Consider the following 22,192-nt stretch of genomic DNA (forward strand, 5'->3'; position numbering starts at 1 on the left):
CTCAGACCCGCGCGCCGTTGATTTCATCCCAGGCGCGGTTGATGTCGATCATCTTTTTCTCGGCAAGCCGAATTGCTTCTTCGGGAACACCACGGGCCATCATCGCATCTGGATGTGTGTCACGCACAAGCCTGCGCCAGATTTTTCGGATCTCGGGTAGTGGAGTGTCAGGGGTCACGCCCAGAACGGTGTAGGGATCCTTGGGCGCATCTGGAACGAAGCGCGCACGCAGGGCTTTGAACTGTGCATCGGTCTGGCCAAAAATCCGCGCCACATCCTCCAGAAACTCGTTCTCGTTGGGGTGATAGAACCCGTCCGCCATGGCGATGTGAAACAGCCCCTCCATGAGGTCGCACAGGGTGGTGCTGTCTTCGGCGAACATGCGCGCGATCTTGCGTGCGTATTCCTGATACCCGGCCACATCCGTCCGGGCCATGTTGAACACGCGCGCCGCGCCGGCCTCTTCCTCCGGCGGAATACGAAACACCTCGCGAAAAGCGGTCACCTCGTCGCGGGTCACCTGCCCGTCCGCCTTGGCCATCTTTGCGCCCAAGGCGATCACAGCAATCGCGAAGGCCACCGAACGTTCGGGCGGCGTGCGTAGCTTCTCAAAAACGGCCGTCAGGCTTTCACCTTTGGCAAGCGCGCTCAGCGCCTCGGATATGCGGGACCAGATCGACATGAGCGCACACTAGCGCGCCGAGTACGGACTGTCAGGTGCGACCATTCATTCCGGGGCCAGAATTTTCTGCATCAGCACAAGATCCAGCCAACGCCCCCATTTATGACCAACTTCCGGCATTCGGCCGACCGTCTCAAAACCGACCGCCGCATGAAAGGAAATCGCGCCCGGGTTCTCGGCCGAGATTCCAGCGACCAGAACATGCACGCCTTGCGATCGCGCCACCTCCTCCAAGGCTCGGATCAGCGCGCGACCCGCGCCGCGCCCCCGGCCTTCAGGAGCCAGCAGGATGGTGTGTTCCCGGCTGTGCGCATATCCGGGACCCGAGCGAAAACTGCCGTAAGTCGCATATCCCGCGACACGGCCTTCAAGCTCGGCAACTTGGAACGCCAGCCCTCGCTCGTCGATATCCCGCGCGATTTCTTCGGGGCTTCGCTCGGTCGTGGTAAACGTGATCAGCGTCTCGCGGATGATCGAATTGGTGATCTCCGCAATTTCAGCCGCATCCCGGGGCAGAGCCGGGCGAATGATCATTCCAGCACCCGCGGTCCGTGCGGCGTTTCAAATTCAGCCCGCAAAGCCGCAGGCCCGGAATCGAAAACAACCTTGTCGAGCGGGCCGAGCAATTGCGCCAAATCCAGCGCGTCCGGGTGATAGACCACCAGCCGCCGCAGGTGGCAGCCACTGGCCCGCAGCATGCCTGCCGGATGCAAGTCACCTTGCCACTGAATCAAAGCGGGAAACAGGTTGTCGAACGGCAAACGCCCCGATCCCGGCACCGCCATCTTCCACCGCAAGGCACCACGATCAAGGTCATGGATATCGCCTATGTCGATTGAGAACCCATCGGAATAGGTCTGCAGATCCGAAACCTGGCAGACCCAGTTGCTGAGCCTCGGCGGCCCCGAGAAACGATCAAGATCAAACCAACGTGGCCGCCCTGGATCGGCAGCGTCCGGGTCAATCGCGATCGCTTCAAGATACAGGCCCTCGTCCAGCCCAAGAAGCTTGTTGTAGGTGCCGAATTTTCCATGTTTGCCACCGGGCATCATCGGAATACCCAAGGCATACTCTACATGCGCGACCGCCTCGTCCAAAGTCGACGCGGCCACCGCCAGATGATCAAGCTCCATAATTGCGCCTCCAGCGTCCAAAACCGACCTCATGCCATCGGATACCATGAAAAGTCCGACTTGGGCACTTCGTCTGACACCAAACATCCCAGCGGGTGAATGCCCGAGGCCGCAGGCATCGCGAAAAAGGGGGCAGAAAGCCCCCCAAAGTCACAGTTCAGGCGCGCGCCTCGCGTATCAGGCGCAGAATGTCCTGTGCCGCCTCAGGGATGTTGGTCCCCGGCCCGAAGATGGCCTTGACCCCGTGATCATACAGGAACTGATAATCCTGCTGAGGGATGACGCCACCGCAGATAACAATGATATCTTCGGCGCCGGCCTTTTTCAGCTCTTCCACCAGTTGCGGTGCCAGCGTCTTGTGGCCCGCCGCCTGGCTGGAAATGCCAACCACATGCACGTCATTGTCGATCGCGTCCTGCGCGGCCTCGGCCGGGGTCTGGAACAGCGGACCGACGTCCACGTCGAAACCGATATCGGCGAACGCGGTGGCGATCACCTTTGCCCCGCGGTCGTGACCGTCCTGGCCCATCTTGACCACCAGAAGACGCGGGCGGCGGCCCTCTTCCTCGGCAAATTCCTCGATCGATTTCTGGATGGCGGCAAAGCCCTCGTCACCTTCGTAGGCTGCGCCATAGACACCAGCCAGCGTTTTCACTTCGGCCCGATGACGGCCGAATTCCTTTTCCATTGCCATGCTGATCTCTCCTACGGTTGCGCGAGCACGCGCGGCCTCGACGGCGGCTTCCAGCAGGTTGCCCCCTTCTTTCGCGCGCCGGGTCAGTTGGTCCAGCGCGGCCTGACAGGCGGCCTCGTCCCGGGTCGCGCGGATGCGTTCCAGCCGGGCGATCTGCGCCTCGCGGACGGCCTGGTTGTCGACCTCGAGGATTTCGATCGGGTCTTCCTTTTCCTTGCGGTATTTGTTGACGCCGACGATTACTTCTTCGCCACGGTCGATCATGGCCTGACGGCGCGCGGCGCTTTCCTCGATCCGCAGCTTGGGCATGCCGCTGGCAACCGCCTTGGTCATGCCGCCCATTTCCTCGACCTCTTCCATCAGGGCCCAGGCTTTTTCGACCAGTTCATTGGTCAGGCTTTCCACATAGTAGGAGCCAGCCAACGGATCGACCACATCGGTAACGCCGGTTTCTTCCTGCAACACCAACTGTGTATTCCGCGCAATGCGGGCCGAGAAATCGGTAGGCAGAGCAATCGCTTCGTCCAGCGCGTTGGTATGCAGCGACTGTGTGCCACCCAACACCGCGCTCATCGCCTCATATGCGGTGCGGATCACGTTGTTGTACGGGTCTTGCTCCTGCAGCGAAACGCCCGAGGTCTGGCAATGGGTGCGCAGCATCTTCGAGCGGTCCGACTTGGCCCCGAATTCGGTCATCACCCGGTGCCACAGAGTACGCGCGGCGCGCAGCTTGGCGATCTCCATGAAAAAGTTCATGCCGATGGCAAAGAAGAACGACAGACGGCCAGCGAACTTGTCCACGTCCATTCCCGCGTCGATGGCTGCGCGCACATATTCGCGCCCATCGGCCAGGGTATAGGCCAGCTCCTGCACCAGGTTCGCCCCGGCCTCCTGCATGTGGTAGCCCGAGATCGAGATCGAGTTGAACTTGGGCATCTCGTTCGAGGTGTACTCGATGATGTCCGAGATGATCCGCATCGAGGGCTCGGGCGGGTAGATATAGGTGTTGCGGACCATGAACTCTTTCAGAATGTCATTCTGAATGGTGCCCGCCAGAACCGACTTGTCATGGCCTTGCTCTTCGCCGGTGACGATGAAATTGGCCAGGATCGGGATCACCGCGCCGTTCATCGTCATCGAAACCGAGACCTGATCCAGCGGAATGCCATCGAACAGGATCTTCATGTCCTCGACGCTGTCGATGGCAACACCGGCCTTGCCCACATCACCCACCACGCGCGGGTGGTCGCTGTCATAGCCGCGGTGCGTGGCCAAATCGAAAGCTACCGAAACGCCCTGCTGACCGGCCGCGAGGTTGCGGCGGTAAAAGGCATTCGATTCTTCGGCCGTGGAAAAACCTGCATATTGGCGGATGGTCCACGGGCGGCCCGCATACATGGTTGCCTTCACACCGCGTGTGAACGGCCCGAAGCCGGGCAGCGACCCGATATGCGGCAGGTTCTCGATGTCGTCCTGCGTATACAGCGGCTTGACCTCGATCCCCTCCAGCGTCGTCTTGCTGAGGTCTTCGACAGGGCGCCCACGCAACTCTTTTTCGGCCAGGGCGCGCCAATCCTTCGTATCGGTCATAGAGTAATCCTCTTGTCTGTTCCCGTCGCGGGCCCGAATGGCGCGCCGAGGGGCTGGGTATGAATATGGAAGGGCTGACCCGGCCCACGGCAGGTCCGATCATTCAAATTTTTGATCGTCGCACGCATTTCGCCGGTCGCATTCGCGGCAACTGGGTCTATATTCAAAGGAACAGGAGACCACATGACCCGCACGCTTGCCCTTGTTTTGTCAGCTTTTTTGCCTGTGACTGCCGTCGCCGCCGACGGTGCGGCCCCGGATGAAACTGCATATATCCGGCCAGCCGGAGACAGCGATCTGAACGAGTTTCTGTGGACACACCGCCCCATAGTGGTGTTTGCCGATACGCCAGCCGATCCCCGGTTCCAGCAGCAGATCGACATGTTGCTGGAGGGCGAAGACATGATGCGTGACCGGGATGTCATCGTGCTGACCGACACCGACCCTTCGGCGCGATCCCCGATCCGGACGCAACTGCGCCCGCGCGGGTTCGCGATGGTCTTCGTCGACAAGGACGGTGTGGTGAAGCTGCGCAAGCCCACGCCGTGGAGCGTGCGCGAGATCAGCCGGTCCATCGACAAGACCCCCCTGCGCGAACGCGAAGTCCGCGAGCGGCGCGAGGGGCGCTGACGACCCAGACCCGCCCGGCGCAAGGGGTCTGCCACGCCCGCCTCCTCCGCACCGACGGTGCAGATCTCGGCAACACGGGCAAAACCCACATTTTCCGGGCAAGCGCACATGGGCGTTATTCGAACTCCATGATCACGTCATCGACGGCGAGGCTGTCGCCCGGACCGGCGTTGATCTTGGACACCACGCCCCGGCGCTCGGCGCGCAGGATGTTCTCCATCTTCATCGCCTCGACCGTGCACAGCGCCTGACCTTCCTGCACCTCTTGGCCGACCTCGACATCGATCTTCACGATCAGGCCCGGCATCGGGCACAGCAGCATCTTCGAGGTGTCTGGCGGCAGTCTCTCGGGCATCAGCTTGGCCAGTTCGGCAGCGCGCGGCCGGCGCACATGCACCTTCAGGTCCGCCCCCCGGTTGCGGATGCGGAACCCGCCCGAGATCTTGCCCACCTTCAGCACGAGCGGGCTGCCGTCCACGTCCAGAACCGCAAGTTGGTCGCCGGGAGTCCAGTCCGAGCTGACGCGTAGGGCGGCACCGCCCTCGAACTTGACCGTGGCGCCGTCGCGGTCTGCATTCACCTGCACGGCATATTCCTGCCCCTGCAGCGTGACCACCCAGCGCTTGCCGACCTTGCGTTCGTGGTTGTCCATCCGGCCCGAAACGCGGGTGCGGCGAATCTCGGCCACCCGGTGCATCGCCGCGCACGAGGCCGCAATGCGGCGCAGGTCGCCTTCGGGCAGTTCTACACCGTTGAACCCATCGGGGTATTCCTCGGCGATGAATGCGGTGGTCATGTCACCACTGACGAATTTGGGGTGATCCATCACCGCCGACAGGAACGGCAGGTTGTGGCCGATGCCTTCGACCTCGAAACTGTCCAGCGCCACGCGCATCGCCTCGATCGCCTGCTCGCGGGTCGGCGCCCAGGTGCACAGCTTGGCGATCATCGGGTCATAGTACATGCTGATCTCGCCGCCCTCATAGACGCCGGTATCGTTGCGCACGGCTGTCTCGCCACTGGGCGCATCGCCCTGCCATTTGCCGTTTTCCAGCAGCGGCCCCGCGGCCACCTCCTGCGGTGGACGATAGCGGGTCAGCCGCCCGATCGAGGGCAGGAAGTTGCGATAAGGATCCTCGGCATACAGCCGGTTCTCGATGGCCCAGCCGGTCAGCTTGACGTCGTCCTGGGTGATCGACAGCGGCTCGCCCGCGGCGACGCGGATCATCTGTTCGACCAGATCGACACCGGTAATCAGCTCGGTCACCGGGTGTTCCACCTGCAGGCGGGTGTTCATTTCCAGGAAGTAGAAATTCTTGTCGCCATCCACGATGAATTCCACCGTGCCTGCGCTGGCGTACCCGACGGCCTTGGCCAGCGCCACGGCCTGCTCGCCCATCGCGCGGCGGGTCGCTTCGTCCAGGAAGGGCGACGGGGCCTCTTCCACCACTTTCTGGTTGCGGCGCTGGATCGAGCATTCACGCTCGCCCAGATAGATGCCGTTGCCATGCGTGTCGCACAGAACCTGAATCTCGATGTGGCGCGGTTGCGTCACGAATTTCTCGATGAAGATCCGGTCGTCGCCGAAGGAATTTGCCGCCTCGTTCTTGGACGACTGGAAACCCTCGCGCGCCTCTTCGTCGTTCCAGGCGATGCGCATGCCCTTGCCGCCGCCGCCGGCGCTGGCCTTGATCATCACCGGATAGCCGATCTGCTGGCTGATCTTCACCGCCTCGTCCGCATCCTCGATCAGGCCCATGTATCCGGGAACGGTGCTGACATCGGCCTCCTGCGCGATCTTCTTCGAAGTGATCTTGTCACCCATGGCCTCGATCGCCCCTTTCGGGGGGCCCACGAACACGACGCCTTCGGCCTCAAGCGCTTCGGCGAATTTCGCGTTTTCGGACAGGAAACCATAGCCCGGATGCACCGCCTGCGCGCCCGTCTGGCGGATGGCGTCCATCACCTTGTCGATCACGATATAGGACTGGTTCGCCGGCGGGGGGCCGATGTGAACCGCCTCGTCGGCCATTTCCACATGCAACGCGTGCTTGTCGGCATCCGAGTAGATGGCGACAGTGCCGATTCCCATTTTCCGAGCGGTCTTGATGACCCGGCAGGCAATCTCGCCTCGGTTGGCGATCAGGATCTTGTTGAACATGGAACGTCCTCTGTCTTTGTGTTCTGGACAAACGAAAACGCCGCTGCCGGGCTGATGCCCCGCAACGGCGTTCCGTCAATTGATGGGCGGGACGCCGTGCGCCCCGGGAAACCGGTATCAGTTACAGTTGTTTTGCGTCTTGCAATACAGCACGTTGCCGGCCGCACCGACCGCAGCCCCAAGGATCGGGTCCGCGCTAAGAACCGCAGCCCCGACAGCCCCGACACCGCCGCCGAGCAGCGCCTGTTCCCCGGTTGAATCACCGCAGGCTGCCAACCCGCCACAGGTTGCGAGCGCAAGGAAAACTCGTGAGATTCGCATGTATACTGCCCCTTTTGGTTTCTTGTCGAATTGAACAGCAAATGCCTGAATCGGGCTTTGTTATTCAATATCAAACGGGGTGAAACAGGGCTTTGCGCAGGTTTTTGCCGCCTTGGCTCCGCAGTTCGGGCAAAGAAAAGCGCGGGCAGGTCTGTGTTGGAAACACGGTCCTGCCCGCGGAAGGAAGGGGTACGGAATAGTAGGTGCATGTGCGGCGCAGGCAAAGTCGAGCCGCACGGCCCGATCACCTTGCACAGCAAAAATGCGGCCGCCAACGGATCAATTGCAACGCCGGAAATTCCGGCTGGAAATTGCCCATTCCCGGAAACGGCGCGCAGGTTCGTGCCGAAAGAGCCCGGTTTGCAACGGGTTCCGGCACAGACTTCAGCCATCACTGGGCGCCGACTGGACCGCATACCCGGTCGCCGCCGGATCGCGCTCCAAGCAGATGAACCCATAATATTTGGCTGAAAGCTCATGCTGAACTACGCCTCCCCACCGAAGATATCGGGGAAGGATTGCCGCGCGGTCTCAAAGTCGATCTTCAGCAACGCATCATAGCTGGCCGGATCGAACGGATCCTCGGCAGGCACGACCTCGCGCCCAAACAGCCAGCTGAGACGGCCAGCGTCCAGATTTCCGCGTTCAAACGGCTGATCTCCGAAATGCTCCCACAATGCTTCGAGGAATGCCGTATCGGCACGCTTGTCCGCGGCTTTTCGGTCCCGATAGCGTTCACGGCGGGTCAATGGCGTCACGCCCTTGGGGTTTGCCCGGCGGATCGTGAACTGGAAATCGGTTCCCGGCAGCCGTCCGGGGAAACCACGGTGCTTCAACATGCCGGCACCTCGTTCAAAAAACCGGTCCGCGACGGGCACCCGCGCAGGGATGAATGTGTCATGCGTATCTCCAAAGCCGCATCAGTTTCTCGGAATGCTCCGACGACATGAGATCGGGAAATCATGTTCAGAGTCCCTCCCAGATACATGCGGATTGCTCCAACCGGTAGGCTTCAAAATACTGCGTCGCGTCCGGAGACGAGTTGCCGAATTCCACCGGGCGGTCGGACAGCGAGATCACGACCCGCGCCGGGCTGAGTTGATGGTGCGCGACATAAGGAATGGCCAGTGTCTGACACAGATGCTCCATGTCGGTCGCGGCCACGTCATAGCCGATACCGCCCACCTCATCGCCGATCTTGGGCGCGACAAATCGAAACCGCAGCCAGAGTTCGCCCGGGTTGGTATCGACCAGAACGTCCTCAAGTGTCACCGGCTGGCCGGATGGAACCGGCAACAGGTTCCCGTCCTGCGCGAAACCGGGCGATCCAAAACACATGAATGCCAGAACAAGAGCGCGACCCCGGACCCGCCACAGGCAGGCTCCTCCTTCCGGGGTCGCAGGCGCCAGGATCATCTCCTGCGCTGTTCCGTATCTGGTGGCTGGGATCATGAAACGGTTTTGTGTCAGCGGTCAATCGGGAACATTCGTGGATCGAACCGGGGCAAAGCGCCCCGGCTGATTACAGCGGAATGTTGTCGTGTTTCTTCCAAGGGTTCTTCAGCTGCTTGTTGCGCAGGCTGGCAAAGGCCCGCGACACACGGCGGCGCGTCGAGTGCGGCATGATCACCTCGTCGATGAAGCCGCGTTCGGCGGCGACAAACGGGTTGGCGAACCGATCCTCATAGTCCTGGGTGTGCTTCGCGATCTTGTCCGGGTCTCCCAGATCGGCGCGGTGGATGATTTCGGTTGCACCCTTCGCGCCCATCACTGCGATCTCGGCGGTTGGCCAGGCATAGTTGAAATCACCGCGCAGGTGCTTTGACGCCATGACGTCATAGGCGCCGCCGTAAGCCTTGCGGGTGATCACGGTTACCTTGGGCACAGTCGCTTCGCCATAGGCGAACAACAGTTTGGCGCCATGTTTGATGACACCGCCATATTCCTGGCTGGTGCCGGGCAAAAAGCCGGGAACGTCCACCAGGGTCAGGATCGGAATCTCAAAACAGTCGCAGAACCGTACAAACCGTGCGGCCTTGCGGCTGCTGTCAATGTCCAGACACCCCGCCAGAACCATCGGCTGGTTTGCCACCACGCCGACGGTCTGCCCCTCAAGCCGAATGAAACCAGTGATGATGTTTTTCGCGAAATCCTCCTGAATTTCATAGAAATCACCCTCATCGGCTACCTTGGTGATCAGTTCCTTCATGTCGTAGGGGGTGTTGGGGTTTTCCGGGACCAGCGTGTCCAGAGAAGTCTCGATCCGCCCCGGCTCGTCAAAAAACGGGCGCACAGGCGGCTTTTCCCGGTTGTTGAGCGGCAGGAAGTCCACCAGTCGCCGCACCTCGGCCAGCGCCTCGACATCGTTTTCGAAAGCGCCATCAGCCACACTGGACTTCTTGGTATGGGTCGACGCCCCGCCCAGTTCCTCGGCGGTGACGACCTCGTTGGTGACGGTCTTCACCACGTCGGGGCCAGTCACGAACATATAGGAAGTGTCTTTGACCATGAAGATGAAGTCGGTCATCGCCGGGCTGTAGACCGCGCCACCGGCACAGGGGCCCATGATCACCGAGATCTGCGGCACCACGCCCGAGGCCATGATGTTGCGCTGGAACACCTCGGCATAGCCCGCCAGCGAGGCGACGCCTTCCTGGATTCGCGCCCCTCCCGAGTCGTTGATGCCGATTACAGGCGCGCCGTTCTGCATGGCCATATCCATGATCTTGCAGATCTTCTGCGCATGCGTTTCCGACAGAGACCCGCCAAACACCGTAAAGTCCTGGCTGAACACATAGACCATGCGGCCATTGATCGTACCCCAGCCGGTCACAACGCCATCCCCGGCAGGTTTTTGTTTTTCCATGCCGAAATCGGTGCAGCGATGGGTCACGAACATGTCGAACTCTTCAAAGCTGCCCTCATCGACCAGCAGCTCGATCCGCTCGCGCGCCGTCAGCTTGCCCCGCGCATGCTGCGCATCGATCCGTTTTTGCCCGCCACCCAGGCGCGCGTCCTCACGGCGGTTTTCAAGCTCGGCAAGGATGTCCTTCATCACGATTTTCCCCTGTCAAATTTGTGGCGACAATATAGATTGCTCCGCATCACCCAAAGGCCTTTTCGGCAAATTTGCAAAATTTTGGCAATTACATTTCTGGGAATTGCAAATCAGTTAATGTTTGTGCATCGGCATGGCCTTTCCCGAATACCGGAACTATGAGTGAACCATGCAGTTCAGTTCCACGTCTACGCACCGCTCTCCGCCCAAGCTGCTAACGCTTGTCCTGCTGTCGGGATTGTCGGCGCTCAGCATGAACCTGTTCCTTCCCAGCCTGCCTTTCATGGCGGTGTATTTTGAGGCAGACTACAAGGTCATGCAGCTGTCGATTGCGTTGTACCTGCTGATCAACGCCGTTCTGCAGATTCTGATCGGTCCGATCGCCGACAAGGCCGGGCGGCGACCGGTGTTGCTGTGGGGTCTGGTGCTGTTTCTGCTGGCAACGCTGGGGTGCATCTACGCCCCAAACGTCGAGACATTTCTTGCCTTCCGCATGGGGCAGGCCGTTATCGTCGTAGGGATCGTCCTCAGCCGTGCAGCGGTGCGCGACATGTATGACCAGGATCAGGCCGCATCCATGATCGGTTACGTCACCATGGGCATGGCGGTCGTGCCGATGATCGGACCGGCCATCGGGGGCATTCTGGAGGAAAGCTTTGGCTGGAAGGCCAATTTCTGGCTGCCTTTCGGACTGGCCGCCTTCGCGCTGGCGCTGACCTATCATGACTTCGGAGAAACCTCGGCCAAGAGCGGCAAAACCCTGATCCAACAGTTTCGGGAGTATCCCGAACTGCTGACCTCTCCGCGGTTCTGGGGGTATTCGCTGTCATCCGCGTTGTCGTCTGGCGCGTTCTTCGCCTATCTGGGCGGCGCGCCTTTCATCGGTACCGAGATCTTTGGCCTGACCGCCGCCGAAGTCGGAATCTATTTCGGCGCCCCGGCCGTCGGTTACTTCTTCGGGAACTTCATCAGCGGCCGGTACTCGGTGCGCTATGGCGTCAACCGGATGGTGCGCTGGGGCTGCTGGCTGAATGCAATCGGCGTCGCGCTGTCCGCGGTTCTGTTTCTGGCGGGTTGGGGCTCGGCGCTCAGCTTTTTCGGGTTCATGACATTCGTCGGCTTGGGCAACGGCATGTCGATCCCGAATGCAACCGCCGGATCGCTGTCCGTGCGACCACATCTGGCCGCGACCGCATCCGGGCTAAGCGGCGCGATCATGCTGGGCGGCGGCGCAGCTCTCAGCGCCCTGGCCGGTGCAATGCTGACCAATGAAACCGGCGCCATGCCGCTGTTGTGGTTGATGTTGGCCACATCGGTTCTGGCCATCGTCGCGATCAGCAGCGTGATCTGGCGGGAACGTCAACTCGGCATCTAGCCATCTTGCACCCGGGACTTTGCAAAGTTAGCCTGCGCAGACGGAATAACTGCAAAGAAAACCCGATGGCCACTCAGAAACTCTACGCAGGTGCAAAGCTGCGTGAAATGCGGACGCGTCTGACGCTGACGCAAAAGGAATTTGCCGCCAAGCTCGGTGTTTCCCTGCCCTATCTGAACCAGATGGAGAACAACAACCGGCCGATCTCGACCACGGTTGTTCTGGCGCTGGCGCAGGAATTCGGCATGGATGTAACCGAGCTGAGCACCGGCGATAGCGAGCGTCTGGTCTCGGACATGCGCGAGGCGTTGGCCGATCCTGTCTTCGCGGATGCCATCCCCCCTCTGGCGGACCTGCGGCTAACGGCGTCCAATGCCCCCGCATTGGCGCGGTCCTTCATCGAGCTGCACAAAGCCTACCGTCAGACCCACGAGAGGCTCGCCTCACTGGACGAGGCCCTCGGACGTGAGGATGCCCGCATCCAGGCCAGCCCGTGGGAAGAGGTGCGCGATTTCTTTCACTACTGCGACAACTACATCGACGCGGTCGACCGGGCCGCTGAACGGTTCGCCGCCCGCGCCGAAGGACCGGGAGGCATTCGGCAGGCAGCACTGGACAGCCTGAAGGAACGCGGGGTTCAGGTGATGTTCGAAGACATTCCGGCCCTGCGCAGCTACGACAACGCTACAAAAACATTGCGCCTGTCTTCGCGCGCAGCGCCGCAGACCCAAGTGTTTCAACTGCTGCTGCAGGTCGCGCTGATCAGCCAGGACAAACTGCTCGAGGCCACGCTGGACTTTGCCAAGTTTCAAAGCGACGAAGCCCGCTCGATCGCCAAGATCGGCCTCGCAAACTACTTCGCTGGCGCGTCACTGATGCCCTACACCGCCTTTCTGTCAGCAGCGCAGGAAGACCGGCACGATCTTGAATTGCTGAGCAACCGGTTCGGCGCTTCGATCGAACAAGTCGCCCACCGGTTGTCCACGCTGCAGCGACCGGGCGCCAAGGGCATCCCGTTCTTCTTTGTGCGGGTCGATCAGGCGGGCACGATCACCAAACGCCATTCGGCCACACGGCTGCAATTTGCGCGGTTCGGCGGGGCCTGCCCGCTTTGGAACGTGCACCGGGCCTTTGAAACGCCGGGTCATTTCCTGCTGCAATTGGCGGAAACACCCGACGGGGTTCGGTATATCTCGATCGCGCGCGACGTTTCAAAGTCAGGCGGGTCCTTCGGTGCGCCAGTGCGCCGCTATGCCATCGCCCTCGGGTGCGAGGTCCGGCACGCCGAAGCACTGGTCTATGCCGACAATTTGGACATCAACAACACCAGCGCCTACGAACCGATCGGGATTTCCTGCCGCATCTGCGAACGCCAGACCTGCCACCAACGGTCCGTGCCACCGCTGGAGCGCCGACTGAAGATCGACGCCCATACGCGCGGCACGCTGCCCTACGAAGTCACCTGAGCTGAAAAACGGAAAGGGCAGGATCATATCCTGCCCCCTTTTTGGTTCACGCTTTGCTCAGGATCGACCAGATCTGATCCTTGAGCGCGGCCCGCTTTTTGCGCAGTTCGCCCTCGGCCAGGTCTTCCATCGGCTCAACATTGGTTTCCGCCCGATGCACCATACGGTTGAGTTCGTGATATTCGTCCGCAAGCCGGGCGAAATGGGCATCGGTCTGCTTGAGCTGGCTCATCTGTTCAACCTTGTCCGGGAATTCCTCGGCCAGTTCATGCGGGGTATGGGACATTCCTGCTCGCTCCTTCAGTTTGGTTTCGCACTACAGCTAGACCCTAATACCAAAGCTGACTTTGACTCGGATCAATTGGAAGGGGAATGTTTCCCTCGCGGTCGCATCCCCCTTACCGACAATGCATTCAACGCTGCGCCTCGGCCCATTTGGGGTGGATCCACGGCCGGTCATTGGACCGGGGCAGCGGGTCTTTGCCCAGCAAATGATCCGACATCTTTTCGCCCACCATGATCGACGGCGCGTTCAGGTTGCCGTTGGTGATCTGCGGGAACACCGAGCTGTCCGCCACACGCAACCCATCCACCCCGATGACACGGCCCTGCGGGTCGACGACCGCGTTTGGGTCGTCCGCCCGCCCCATGCGGCAGGTGCCGCAGGGGTGATAGGCGCTCTCGGCATGTTCGGCGATGAAGGCGTTCAGTTCTTCGTCGGTCTGCACGTCCGCACCGGGCTGGATCTCTTTGCCCGCATAGGGTTTGAACGCGTCCTGGCCGAAAATCTCGCGGGTCAGGCGGATGCAGGTGCGGAAATCCTCCCAGTCCTGCTCGGTGCTCATGTAGTTGAAGTGGATCACCGGCGCGTCCTCGGGCTTGGCCGAGCGCAGCGTCACCGCCCCGCGCGAGGGTGAACGCATCGGCCCGACATGCGCCTGGAAGCCATGCCCCTCGGCTGCGGCCTTGCCGTCATAACGCACGGCGATGGGCAGGAAGTGGTACTGGATATCCGGGTACTCGACCCCTGGCTTCGACCGGATGAACGCCGCGCTTTCAAATTGGTTCGACGCGCCAAGACCGGTCTTGGTGAACAGCCACTGCGCCCCGATCAGGCCCTTGCCGAAAAGGTTCCAGTATTTGTACAGCGTGATCGGCTGCAGCGAGGCCTGCTGGATATACAGTTCCAGGTGATCCTGCAGGTTCGCGCCCACGCCGGGCCGGTCGGCGACCACGTCGATGCCGTGCTCGGCCAGATGCGCGGCCGGTCCGATCCCCGACAACATCAGAAGCTTGGGCGAGTTGATCGACGAGGCCGCCAGCACCACCTCGCGCCGGGCGCGCACGATCTGCGTGCGGCCACCGCGGATCAGTTCAACCCCGGTTGCGCGGCCGTCCTCGATCACGACGCGCGTGGCGAGGCCCCGGACGATGTCACAGTTCGGCCGTTTCAGCGCGGGCTTCAGGTAGGCATTGGCCGCCGACCAGCGCCGCCCCTTCCAGACGGTCTGCTCCATCGGGCCGAAGCCTTCCTGTTTCTCGCCGTTGTAGTCGTCGGTCAGCTCGTACCCCGCCTGCCGCCCGGCCTCGACGAAGGCCTTGAACAGAGGGTTCTTGCGCGGCCCCCGCGACACATGCAGCGGGCCATCGGTGCCGCGCCATTTCGGGTCACCGCCATGGCCGCCGTCGTGCCAGCTTTCCATCCGTTTGAAATAGGGCAGAACATCCGCAAAGGACCAGCCATCCGCGCCCATATCGGCCCAGGTGTCAAAGTCGCGCGCATGGCCGCGCACATAGACCATCCCATTGATCGAGGACGACCCCCCGATCACCTTGCCACGCGGGCAGGCCAGCCGCCGGTTGTTCAGGTGGGGTTCGGGCTCGGACTGATAACCCCAGTCATAGATCGGCATGTTCATCGGATAACTCAGCGCCGCCGGCATCTGGATGAACGGCCCGGCATCGGTGCCGCCGTGCTCGATCACCAAAACCGAGGCCCCTGCCTCGCTGAGACGATAGGCCATCGCACATCCGGCGGATCCGGCGCCGACGATGACGAAATCTGCTTCCATGGTCGTGTCTCCATTGGCCCCGACCGGTGGCGCGGGATGTCCCATGCGTTGCCACCGGTGGGCGTATCTTCAAAATGCGAAAGAGGTCATTCGCCGCGTGGGAAGCGCTGGCTTTCCTCGAGGTTATCCAGATTCATGTGGTTGCGCATGTAGCGTTCCGACGCTTTCTGCAGCGGCTGATAATCCCACGGGTAATAGCCGCCCTGCCGCAGCGCCTCGTACACGACCCAGCGCCGCGCCTGGCTGGCGCGCACGTCGGCGTCGAACCGGTCCAGATCCCAGCGCGCCTCTGACTTGGCGCGCAGGGTTTGCAGCGTACCGGCGTGTTCGGGCTTGCCGGCCAGGTTCACCAACTCGTGCGGGTCGGCCTCGAGGTCGAACAGCTGATCGGGGTCCAGCGCGCAGCGGTTGTATTTCCACTTTCCATAGCGCATCGACACCAGCGGGGCATAAGACGCCTCGGCCGCGTATTCCATCAGAACCGGCGCCGCGCGCTCGGTGCCGTTGGCCAGCGGCACCAGGCTTTCGCCATCCGTCCACGGAGCGATCTCCGCCATGTCCACCCCCGCCAGTTCACCCAGCGTCGGGGTCACGTCTATCGTTGAAACCGGGGTGTCGATGCGGCCCGTCGGCAGGCCCGGCGCCGAGATCATCAGCGGCACCCGGGCCGAGCCTTCGTAGAAGTTCATCTTGAACCAAAGGCCCCGCTCGCCCAGCATGTCGCCGTGGTCCGAGACGAAGAGGATGATCGCCTCCTGCCGGGTGGTCTGCAGCACGTCGAGGATCTCGCCGATCTTGTCGTCCAGATACGAGATATTGGCGAAATAGGCCCGGCGCGAGCGGCGGATGTCTTCTTCGGTGATGTCGAAACTGCGCCAGTCATTGGCGTCGAAGATGCGCTGGGAATGTGGATCTTGGTTTTCATAGCCCAGATCGCCGACCTCGGGCAGTAGGTGCTCGCAATCCTCGTACAGGTCCCAGTATTTGCGCCGCGCAACATAGGGGTCATGCGGGTGGGTGAAGCTGACGGTCACGCACCACGGGCGGTCATCCTTGCCACGGGCCAAATCATACAGCTTGGCCTTGGCGTGATAGGCGACCTCGTCGTCATACTCCATCTGGTTGGTGATCTCGGCCACGCCTGCCCCGGTGACCGAGCCCATGTTGTGGTACCACCATTCGATGCGCTCGCCCGGTTTGCGGTAATCCGGGGTCCAGCCGAAATCGGCCGGGTAGATGTCGGTGGTCAGGCGGTCTTCGAACCCGTGCAGCTGGTCCGGGCCGACGAAATGCATCTTGCCCGACAGGCAGGTGTAATAACCCGAGCGGCGCAGGTGGTGGGCATAGGTGGGGATGTCGCTGCGGAACTCGGCCGCGTTGTCACAGACGCCCGTGCGCGAGGGTAACTGGCCCGACATGAAGCTGGCCCGCCCCGGCGCACACAGCGGTGAGGCCGTGTAAGCGTTGGCAAACCGCGTTGACCGCGCCGCCAGTTTCTTGAGGTTGGGCGCGTGCAGCCACTCGGCGGGACCGTCGGGAAAGAGGGTTCCGTTGAGCTGATCCACCATCAGGATCAGAATGTTGGGTCGTGTCATTTTTCGGCCTCGAGCAAGGTCGTCAGGACGCGCATGGCGTGGGTAACCGCCAGTTGCGGTTCCTCGGGCGCGGACAAAGCGGCGCGGATGTACAGACCGTCGATCAGAGCGATCATGTTCTCGGCCGCTTCGACCGGGTCCTTCATCAGCGGGCGCAACGCGTGGATCAGGTTCGACCGGATCCGCGCCTGATAGATCTGCCACAGGCGCAGCGCGTCATCGTTGGTCTGGGCCAGAACGTAAAAGGTCATCCACGCGGCGATCACGTCGGGGGTAAAGCAGGACGGCGCGAAACAGGCGCGGATGATGGCCTGGGCGCGCTGGTCCGGGGCCGCGGCCTTCAGTTCGGTTCGGGCTTCGGCGCCGAAATCGCCAAGGATGCGCCGCATCGCCGCCAGAAAGATCTGGTCTTTCCCCCCGAAGTAATGGTGCGCGAGAGCGCTGGACATGCCGGCGCGTTTGGCGATCTGACTGACGGTTACATCCAGAGACTTCTTGGACCCCAACTCGGCAATCGTCGCCCTGACGATCGCATCGCGCCGGATCGGCTCCATTCCGAGTTTTGGCATAACCGCCCCCAAACCTAGTCTCAACAGAACAAACGCTAAGGGCTTTTTATTGACTCGTCAATCAATAACGTTGCCCTTGAGGGCTCCAGGGCTCCGGGGCTTTTACAGCTTGGGGGCAAGGCTTGGAGGGGTCAAGCCACTGCGGTTCAGGACGGCCTCGCGCCAGGTTATGAAACTGACCGCCGCGAGGATCAGCGTCCCCCCGGCGACGACCCAGATATCGATGCCCTCTTGAAACACGAGCGCACCCAGAAGCGTGGCCCAGATCAGCTGCAGGAAGGTGACCGGCTGAGTCACCGCGACAGGTGCAGCCTGCAAAGCCAAGGTCATGAAATAGTGCCCCGCCGTTGCAAAACTGGCGATCATGAACAGCACGCCGATGTCGCGCAGGCTGGGCGGAGTCCAGACGGCGATCGCAAAAGGGATCAGAAACAACGTCGTCCAGATCGACAGATGCGCCACAACGACCGAAGGCCGCACGTCCTGCACCATCGCTTTGGCCAGCAGGTACGACCCCCCCAACATCAGCGAGGTGCCCAGCATCGCCAGATGTCCGGCGGAAATCTCGCGGAAACCGGGCCGTAGAATGATCACAGCGCCCACGATGGCGACAAGAACGGCCGCGATACGGCGAAAGGCCATCGTCTCGCCCAGAAAAAGCGCGGCGCCCAAGGTCACATAGACCGGCGTCAGGTAGTTCATCGCAGTCACTTCCGCCAGCGGGATACGGGTCATCGCAAAGAACCACAACATGACCCCGACCGCATGTATGGCCCCACGCAGTCCAAACAAGGCGATATGCCGGCGGGTCAGATGCGTGGTCAGGATCGCCCGCATGGCTGGCAGCAGAAAGACCAGCCCCAAAGCATAACGCAGGAACGCAGCCTCAATCGGATCCATCGAGGTACCCAGAGATTTGACCAAGGCTGTCATCGCCACAAAAGACAGCCCAGCGCTGAACATCCAGAACATTCCGGCAAGCGGGCGGGATTGGGTGGCGATCGTTGTCATGGGTCCGGTTGAACACGGAAACCCGGCGACGAACAAGCCTCTACATTGCGACCAGCTTCCAGGCGATCGCCAACATGACGATACCAATCAGCACATCCAACACCTGCCATGCCCTGGGCCTTGCGAAAATGGGAGACAGCACCCGGGACCCATATCCCAGAGAGAAGAAGAAAACGAAACTGGCGGACATGGCGCCGATGGCGAAACCCATCCGGTCTTCATACTGCGCCGAAATCGAACCGATCAGCACCACCGTGTCCAGATAGACATGCGGATTGAGCCAGGTGAAAGCCAGAACGGTCAGCAAGGCCGCGCGCAGACTTGTACGCTTCGCCTCTCCGACCTCAAGCGCGGCGCCGCCGCGCCAGGCTGACGCCAGACTGCGCAGTCCGTACCACGTCAAGAACAGCGCGCCGCCGTATCGCATCATCGGCTCGAACCACGGCGCCGCAGTTGCCAGGCTGCCGAAACCCGCGACACCTGCGGCGATCAGAATGGCGTCCGACACGGCGCATGTCAGGCACAACACAAAAACATGCTCGCGCCGGAGCCCTTGTCTGAGGACAAACGCATTCTGAGCGCCGATTGCCAGGATCAAACTGAAGCCAAGCGCAAAGCCGGCGATGACGGATGTAGACATGGACCCTCCTGTTCAGGTCTGTTGACTACGCGACAGATACGCATGTATCAAATTAAAGATAATGAGCCATAATTAGTTTTTCTAATGCACTTGGACCCACATCACTTGGCCGCGTTGGCCGCTATTCTGCGGCATGGCAGCTTTGACGCCGCCGCCGCTGAACTGGCGGTAACGCCATCTGCGATTTCGCAACGGATCAAGGCGCTGGAGGATCGGGTCGGCGTATCGTTGATTCACCGCGGCACACCCTGCACCGGAACCCCGGCTGGCTTGCGGCTTGCCCGCCATGCCGAAGACATCGGCCTGCTTGAAGCGCAACTCAATCGCGAGCTTTCGCTGGAACAGGGCACAGGCCCCACCCGAGTCAGGATCGCGGTTCCGGCGGATGTTCTTTCCACCTGGTTCATAGACGCGATGGCAGCCGTTGATGATATGCTGTTTGACCTTGTGATCGACGATCAGGATCACTCGGCTGAATGGCTGCGGCGCGGGGATGTCAGCGCCGCCATCTCGGTCGGCGGGCAGACCGTCCCTGGATGCGATTCCATTGCCCTCGGCACGCTCAGATACCTGCCGACGGCAAGCCCCGAGTTCATGGCTCGTTGGTTCCCTGACGGAGTGAATGCTCAGAGCCTGTCGCGGGCACCCTGCCTGACCTTCAACAGGAAGGATGCCCTGCAAAAGGCCTGGATCCATGCGCAAACGGGTAGCCGGCTGTCTCCGCCGACCCACTTTCTGCCCTCGTCTCACGGGTTCGTAGCCGCTGCTGCCGCAGGTTTGGCTTGGGGGATGAACCCAGCGCATCTGGTCCAAAGCGCGATCGCGGATGGCCGTCTGCGCGAGCTTGTGCCCGACACCCCGCTGGATGTGCCTCTGACCTGGCAGGTCGGGCGTATCCTTGCACCGGCGCTTTCACCGTTGACGCGAGCGGTCCGGAAAGTTGCGGCGCAAGTGCTGGCAAACCCGTAACACCACGCTGTGATCGATGGCTCAGGTGGCGCGTTCCGCATCCTTCCGCTGCGGCGTGACCAGACGATAGCATGCGATTGCGGACCAGAAACTGCACAGGGTGAGGAAAGCGACCGCCAATGCGACCTCGTTCATATGCGCAACCGCCGCCAATCCCGCCGACCCGACAATCGCCACGAGCCTACAAATGCTCTTGATCGCGGCCGACGCCTTGACCCGCTGTTCCTTGGGCGCGGTGTCGATGAAATACAGCTTGCGCGCACTGCCGATGCCGGTTGTCGCGACGGTCGCCACGAACAGGGCGATCGCGTGCAGGTGAACGTCGTGGTCAAAATTCAAATAGTGAACCGCAACCAGAACGACGCCCGTCACCCCCACCATCAACGACCCGGCCACCATGACCGCCCGGTGTGACTTCATGTTCACGAGCTGCCACAGGGGCGCGGCGACCAGATAGCCGGTCGCCGACGAAATGATCAACGCCGTCAGTCCCTTGGCCGATCCATGATGCGCCTCGGCTGCGATCAATGCAAAGAACGGCACCGACAGAGAAACCCCGACCAGCGGCAACCGCATGGTCAGATACCGTCGGAACCAGGGGAATTCGAACATGGCCCGAGCGTCCGACAGGAACTGCCCCGCCGCTCGACGACCGGTTTGCGCCTGGGGTTGCGACCGCGACAGTTCCGCAAGGGCAAGAATGGACAATCCGGACAGCACAAAGAACCCGGCAGACACCGCGATCACGGTCGAGTGACGCGAGAATGGCGGGTTGTCCGAAGTCAGATGATGCAGCGTCAGTGTCAGCCCGATGGCTCCAAGCCCCCCTGCCCCCAGTTGAAGATAGCTCATCCAAATCCGGGATTTCGAGCGCAGGTGATCCCCCCAAAGGTCAGTGAACATCAGCGCCTGGACCTCTTCGATTATGCCGATTGCAAAGAAGGCTAGGACGAAAGCCGCAGCCACCATGGGCGAGCCCCCGATCGCCGCAACCACGATGGCTGCCAGAAGGCACGCACCAATCGCGACCTCGGTCAGGGCAATGGAACGTTTCTTCTGCTGCTTCGCGGACACAGGGACCGCAAAGAACATGTCCGAAATCATGTTGCCTGCCTGACGCACGGAAACCAGCGCCCCGGCAAGAAACATGGGCATCTCCAATGAGACCGCCAGAAACGGCAAGACGATCGAAGGGCTGCCCATCGTCCACGCGACCTGGGACAGCACGCTTTGGCTTGCCAGAACCGGCACATTTCGCCGCTCCAATTCCGTGGATTTGCCTGTCATGTCCTGTCGTGCCGGCCCCGACCTGTCTGTCGCAAGGTCTCTGCCAGCTCCTTTGTGCGCGGTTCAACCCTAAGGGTATGCGCAGGACCCATATGCGCCAAGGACCAACTGCGACGCAGGCAAAAAAAGAAACCCGGCCGTGTTCGGCCGGGCTCCAAAAACAACCGAGTGCGACGCTTAGAGTTGCGCCATCACCTCGTCGGTGGCCTCGAAATTGGTGGTCACGCGCTGAACGTCGTCATCGTCTTCTAGCGCCTCGACCAGCTTCATCAGGCGCTGCATGTCCTCGAGGCCCAGTTCGGTGGTGGTCGTGGGTTTCCACACCAGCTTGGTGGATTCAGATTCACCCAGAGCCGCCTCGAGCGCACTGGACACTTCGTTCAGGTCGGTATCCGCACACCAGATGATATGACCGTCTTCCGAGCTTTCCACATCCTCGGCCCCAGCCTCGATGGCCGCCTCGAAGATCGTGTCGGCATCGCCCGCCGATGCGGGATAAATCACTTCGCCCTTCCGGTCGAACATGAACCCGACCGAGCCGGTCTCGCCCAGGTTTCCGCCATTCTTGGAAAAGGTCGAACGCACGTTCGACGCAGTGCGGTTGCGGTTGTCGGTCATCGCCTCGACGATCACGGCCACACCGTTGGGACCGTAGCCTTCGTACCGGATTTCTTCGTAATCCTCACCGTCGCCCGCCTGGGATTTCTTGATCGCGCGTTCGATCACGTCCTTCGGCACCGAGTTCGACTTGGCCTCTTTGACCGCCAGACGCAAGCGCGGGTTCTTGTCGGGATCGGGGTCGCCCATCTTGGCGGCCACGGTGATCTCTTTCGACAGCTTGGAAAACAGCTTGGACCGCGCGGCGTCCTGGCGCCCCTTGCGGTGCTGGATGTTGGCCCATTTTGAGTGGCCTGCCATGTTGCGTCCTCGTAATCGTGA

General features: G+C 61.5%; 21 protein-coding genes. 4 read left to right on the top strand and 17 right to left on the bottom strand.

The features are described 5' to 3' along the window. Window position 1: 1 nt before the first annotated feature. The 4 genes from ACR0BA_RS06755 to scpA form a co-directional block, all read right to left on the bottom strand. On the bottom strand, window positions 2-682 hold the full coding sequence (locus tag ACR0BA_RS06755; RefSeq protein ID WP_170340209.1) for a molecular chaperone DjiA: 681 nt from the start codon (window positions 680-682) through the stop codon (window positions 2-4). A gap of 45 nt (window positions 683-727) precedes the next feature. Then, window positions 728-1,216 carry an N-acetyltransferase family protein gene (locus ACR0BA_RS06760; protein ID WP_480727030.1) on the bottom strand — a complete coding sequence of 163 codons (489 nt, stop codon included), beginning with the start codon at window positions 1,214-1,216 and terminating at the stop codon, window positions 728-730. Then, window positions 1,213-1,815 (bottom strand): VOC family protein, encoded by a 603-nt coding sequence (locus ACR0BA_RS06765; RefSeq protein ID WP_480727032.1) that lies wholly within the window; start codon window positions 1,813-1,815, stop codon window positions 1,213-1,215. Before ACR0BA_RS06765 ends, ACR0BA_RS06760 begins: the two co-directional genes overlap by 4 nt. A 157-nt stretch (window positions 1,816-1,972) precedes the next feature. Continuing rightward, window positions 1,973-4,138, bottom strand: coding sequence for a methylmalonyl-CoA mutase (gene scpA / locus ACR0BA_RS06770; protein WP_480727475.1), 2,166 nt, complete (start codon window positions 4,136-4,138; stop codon window positions 1,973-1,975). 144 nt (window positions 4,139-4,282) lie between these two features. Between scpA and ACR0BA_RS06775 the strand changes: the two genes are divergently transcribed. Next, window positions 4,283-4,729 carry a DUF4174 domain-containing protein gene (locus ACR0BA_RS06775; RefSeq protein WP_170441842.1) on the top strand — a complete coding sequence of 149 codons (447 nt, stop codon included), beginning with the start codon at window positions 4,283-4,285 and terminating at the stop codon, window positions 4,727-4,729. Window positions 4,730-4,844: 115 nt separating this feature from the next. Here the strand turns inward: ACR0BA_RS06775 and ACR0BA_RS06780 are convergent, their stop codons facing one another. The 5 genes from ACR0BA_RS06780 to ACR0BA_RS06800 form a co-directional block, all read right to left on the bottom strand. Beyond that, window positions 4,845-6,890: an ATP-binding protein gene (locus ACR0BA_RS06780; protein WP_480727034.1), complete on the bottom strand. Its 2,046-nt coding sequence runs from the start codon at window positions 6,888-6,890 to the stop codon at window positions 4,845-4,847. A 117-nt stretch (window positions 6,891-7,007) separates the two neighbouring features. Then, window positions 7,008-7,211 carry a hypothetical protein gene (locus ACR0BA_RS06785; RefSeq protein ID WP_093964781.1) on the bottom strand — a complete coding sequence of 68 codons (204 nt, stop codon included), beginning with the start codon at window positions 7,209-7,211 and terminating at the stop codon, window positions 7,008-7,010. 485 nt (window positions 7,212-7,696) lie between these two features. After that, the gene (locus ACR0BA_RS06790) at window positions 7,697-8,050 is read right to left on the bottom strand and encodes a hypothetical protein (protein WP_170340793.1); all 354 of its coding nucleotides are present in this window, start codon (window positions 8,048-8,050) and stop codon (window positions 7,697-7,699) included. A 127-nt stretch (window positions 8,051-8,177) separates the two neighbouring features. Next, the gene (locus ACR0BA_RS06795; RefSeq protein ID WP_170364635.1) at window positions 8,178-8,663 is read right to left on the bottom strand and encodes a DUF6497 family protein; all 486 of its coding nucleotides are present in this window, start codon (window positions 8,661-8,663) and stop codon (window positions 8,178-8,180) included. Window positions 8,664-8,733: 70 nt separating this feature from the next. Beyond that, window positions 8,734-10,266 (bottom strand): acyl-CoA carboxylase subunit beta, encoded by a 1,533-nt coding sequence (locus tag ACR0BA_RS06800; RefSeq protein WP_170340194.1) that lies wholly within the window; start codon window positions 10,264-10,266, stop codon window positions 8,734-8,736. Between the two features lie 172 nt (window positions 10,267-10,438). On the opposite strand from ACR0BA_RS06800, the gene ACR0BA_RS06805 reads away from it, so the two are divergent. Together ACR0BA_RS06805 and ACR0BA_RS06810 are read left to right on the top strand one after the other, a co-directional pair. Then, complete coding sequence (locus tag ACR0BA_RS06805; protein ID WP_170369477.1) at window positions 10,439-11,644, top strand: multidrug effflux MFS transporter; 1,206 nt, start codon at window positions 10,439-10,441, stop codon at window positions 11,642-11,644. A 65-nt stretch (window positions 11,645-11,709) separates the two neighbouring features. Then, on the top strand, window positions 11,710-13,110 hold the full coding sequence (locus ACR0BA_RS06810; RefSeq protein ID WP_093964777.1) for a helix-turn-helix domain-containing protein: 1,401 nt from the start codon (window positions 11,710-11,712) through the stop codon (window positions 13,108-13,110). Window positions 13,111-13,156: 46 nt separating this feature from the next. On the opposite strand, the gene ACR0BA_RS06815 is transcribed toward ACR0BA_RS06810, so the two are convergent. The 6 genes from ACR0BA_RS06815 to ACR0BA_RS06840 form a co-directional block, all read right to left on the bottom strand. Further along, window positions 13,157-13,396: an HP1242/YdcH family protein gene (locus ACR0BA_RS06815; protein ID WP_480695809.1), complete on the bottom strand. Its 240-nt coding sequence runs from the start codon at window positions 13,394-13,396 to the stop codon at window positions 13,157-13,159. A gap of 127 nt (window positions 13,397-13,523) precedes the next feature. Further along, window positions 13,524-15,182 carry a choline dehydrogenase gene (gene betA, locus ACR0BA_RS06820; RefSeq protein ID WP_170454516.1) on the bottom strand — a complete coding sequence of 553 codons (1,659 nt, stop codon included), beginning with the start codon at window positions 15,180-15,182 and terminating at the stop codon, window positions 13,524-13,526. An 86-nt stretch (window positions 15,183-15,268) separates the two neighbouring features. Further along, window positions 15,269-16,777 carry a choline-sulfatase gene (gene betC / locus ACR0BA_RS06825; protein WP_480727036.1) on the bottom strand — a complete coding sequence of 503 codons (1,509 nt, stop codon included), beginning with the start codon at window positions 16,775-16,777 and terminating at the stop codon, window positions 15,269-15,271. Continuing rightward, window positions 16,774-17,346, bottom strand: coding sequence for a choline-binding transcriptional repressor BetI (betI, locus tag ACR0BA_RS06830; protein WP_170364644.1), 573 nt, complete (start codon window positions 17,344-17,346; stop codon window positions 16,774-16,776). Before betI ends, betC begins: the two co-directional genes overlap by 4 nt. A gap of 102 nt (window positions 17,347-17,448) precedes the next feature. Continuing rightward, on the bottom strand, window positions 17,449-18,357 hold the full coding sequence (locus ACR0BA_RS06835) for a DMT family transporter (protein WP_170357230.1): 909 nt from the start codon (window positions 18,355-18,357) through the stop codon (window positions 17,449-17,451). A gap of 40 nt (window positions 18,358-18,397) precedes the next feature. Next, window positions 18,398-18,997 carry a LysE/ArgO family amino acid transporter gene (locus ACR0BA_RS06840; RefSeq protein ID WP_093964771.1) on the bottom strand — a complete coding sequence of 200 codons (600 nt, stop codon included), beginning with the start codon at window positions 18,995-18,997 and terminating at the stop codon, window positions 18,398-18,400. Between the two features lie 84 nt (window positions 18,998-19,081). Between ACR0BA_RS06840 and ACR0BA_RS06845 the strand changes: the two genes are divergently transcribed. Next, window positions 19,082-19,966, top strand: a complete 885-nt coding sequence (locus ACR0BA_RS06845; RefSeq protein ID WP_480727039.1) for a LysR family transcriptional regulator ArgP — start codon at window positions 19,082-19,084, stop codon at window positions 19,964-19,966. Between the two features lie 21 nt (window positions 19,967-19,987). On the opposite strand, the gene ACR0BA_RS06850 is transcribed toward ACR0BA_RS06845, so the two are convergent. Together ACR0BA_RS06850 and ACR0BA_RS06855 are read right to left on the bottom strand one after the other, a co-directional pair. After that, a complete protein-coding gene (locus ACR0BA_RS06850; protein ID WP_480727041.1) occupies window positions 19,988-21,253 on the bottom strand; it encodes a permease in 1,266 nt (421 codons plus the stop codon). A gap of 177 nt (window positions 21,254-21,430) precedes the next feature. Further along, window positions 21,431-22,171 carry a YebC/PmpR family DNA-binding transcriptional regulator gene (locus ACR0BA_RS06855; RefSeq protein WP_170340180.1) on the bottom strand — a complete coding sequence of 247 codons (741 nt, stop codon included), beginning with the start codon at window positions 22,169-22,171 and terminating at the stop codon, window positions 21,431-21,433. Window positions 22,172-22,192 lie beyond the last annotated feature (21 nt).

This window comes from Ruegeria sp. CI5 (genome assembly GCF_056536885.1).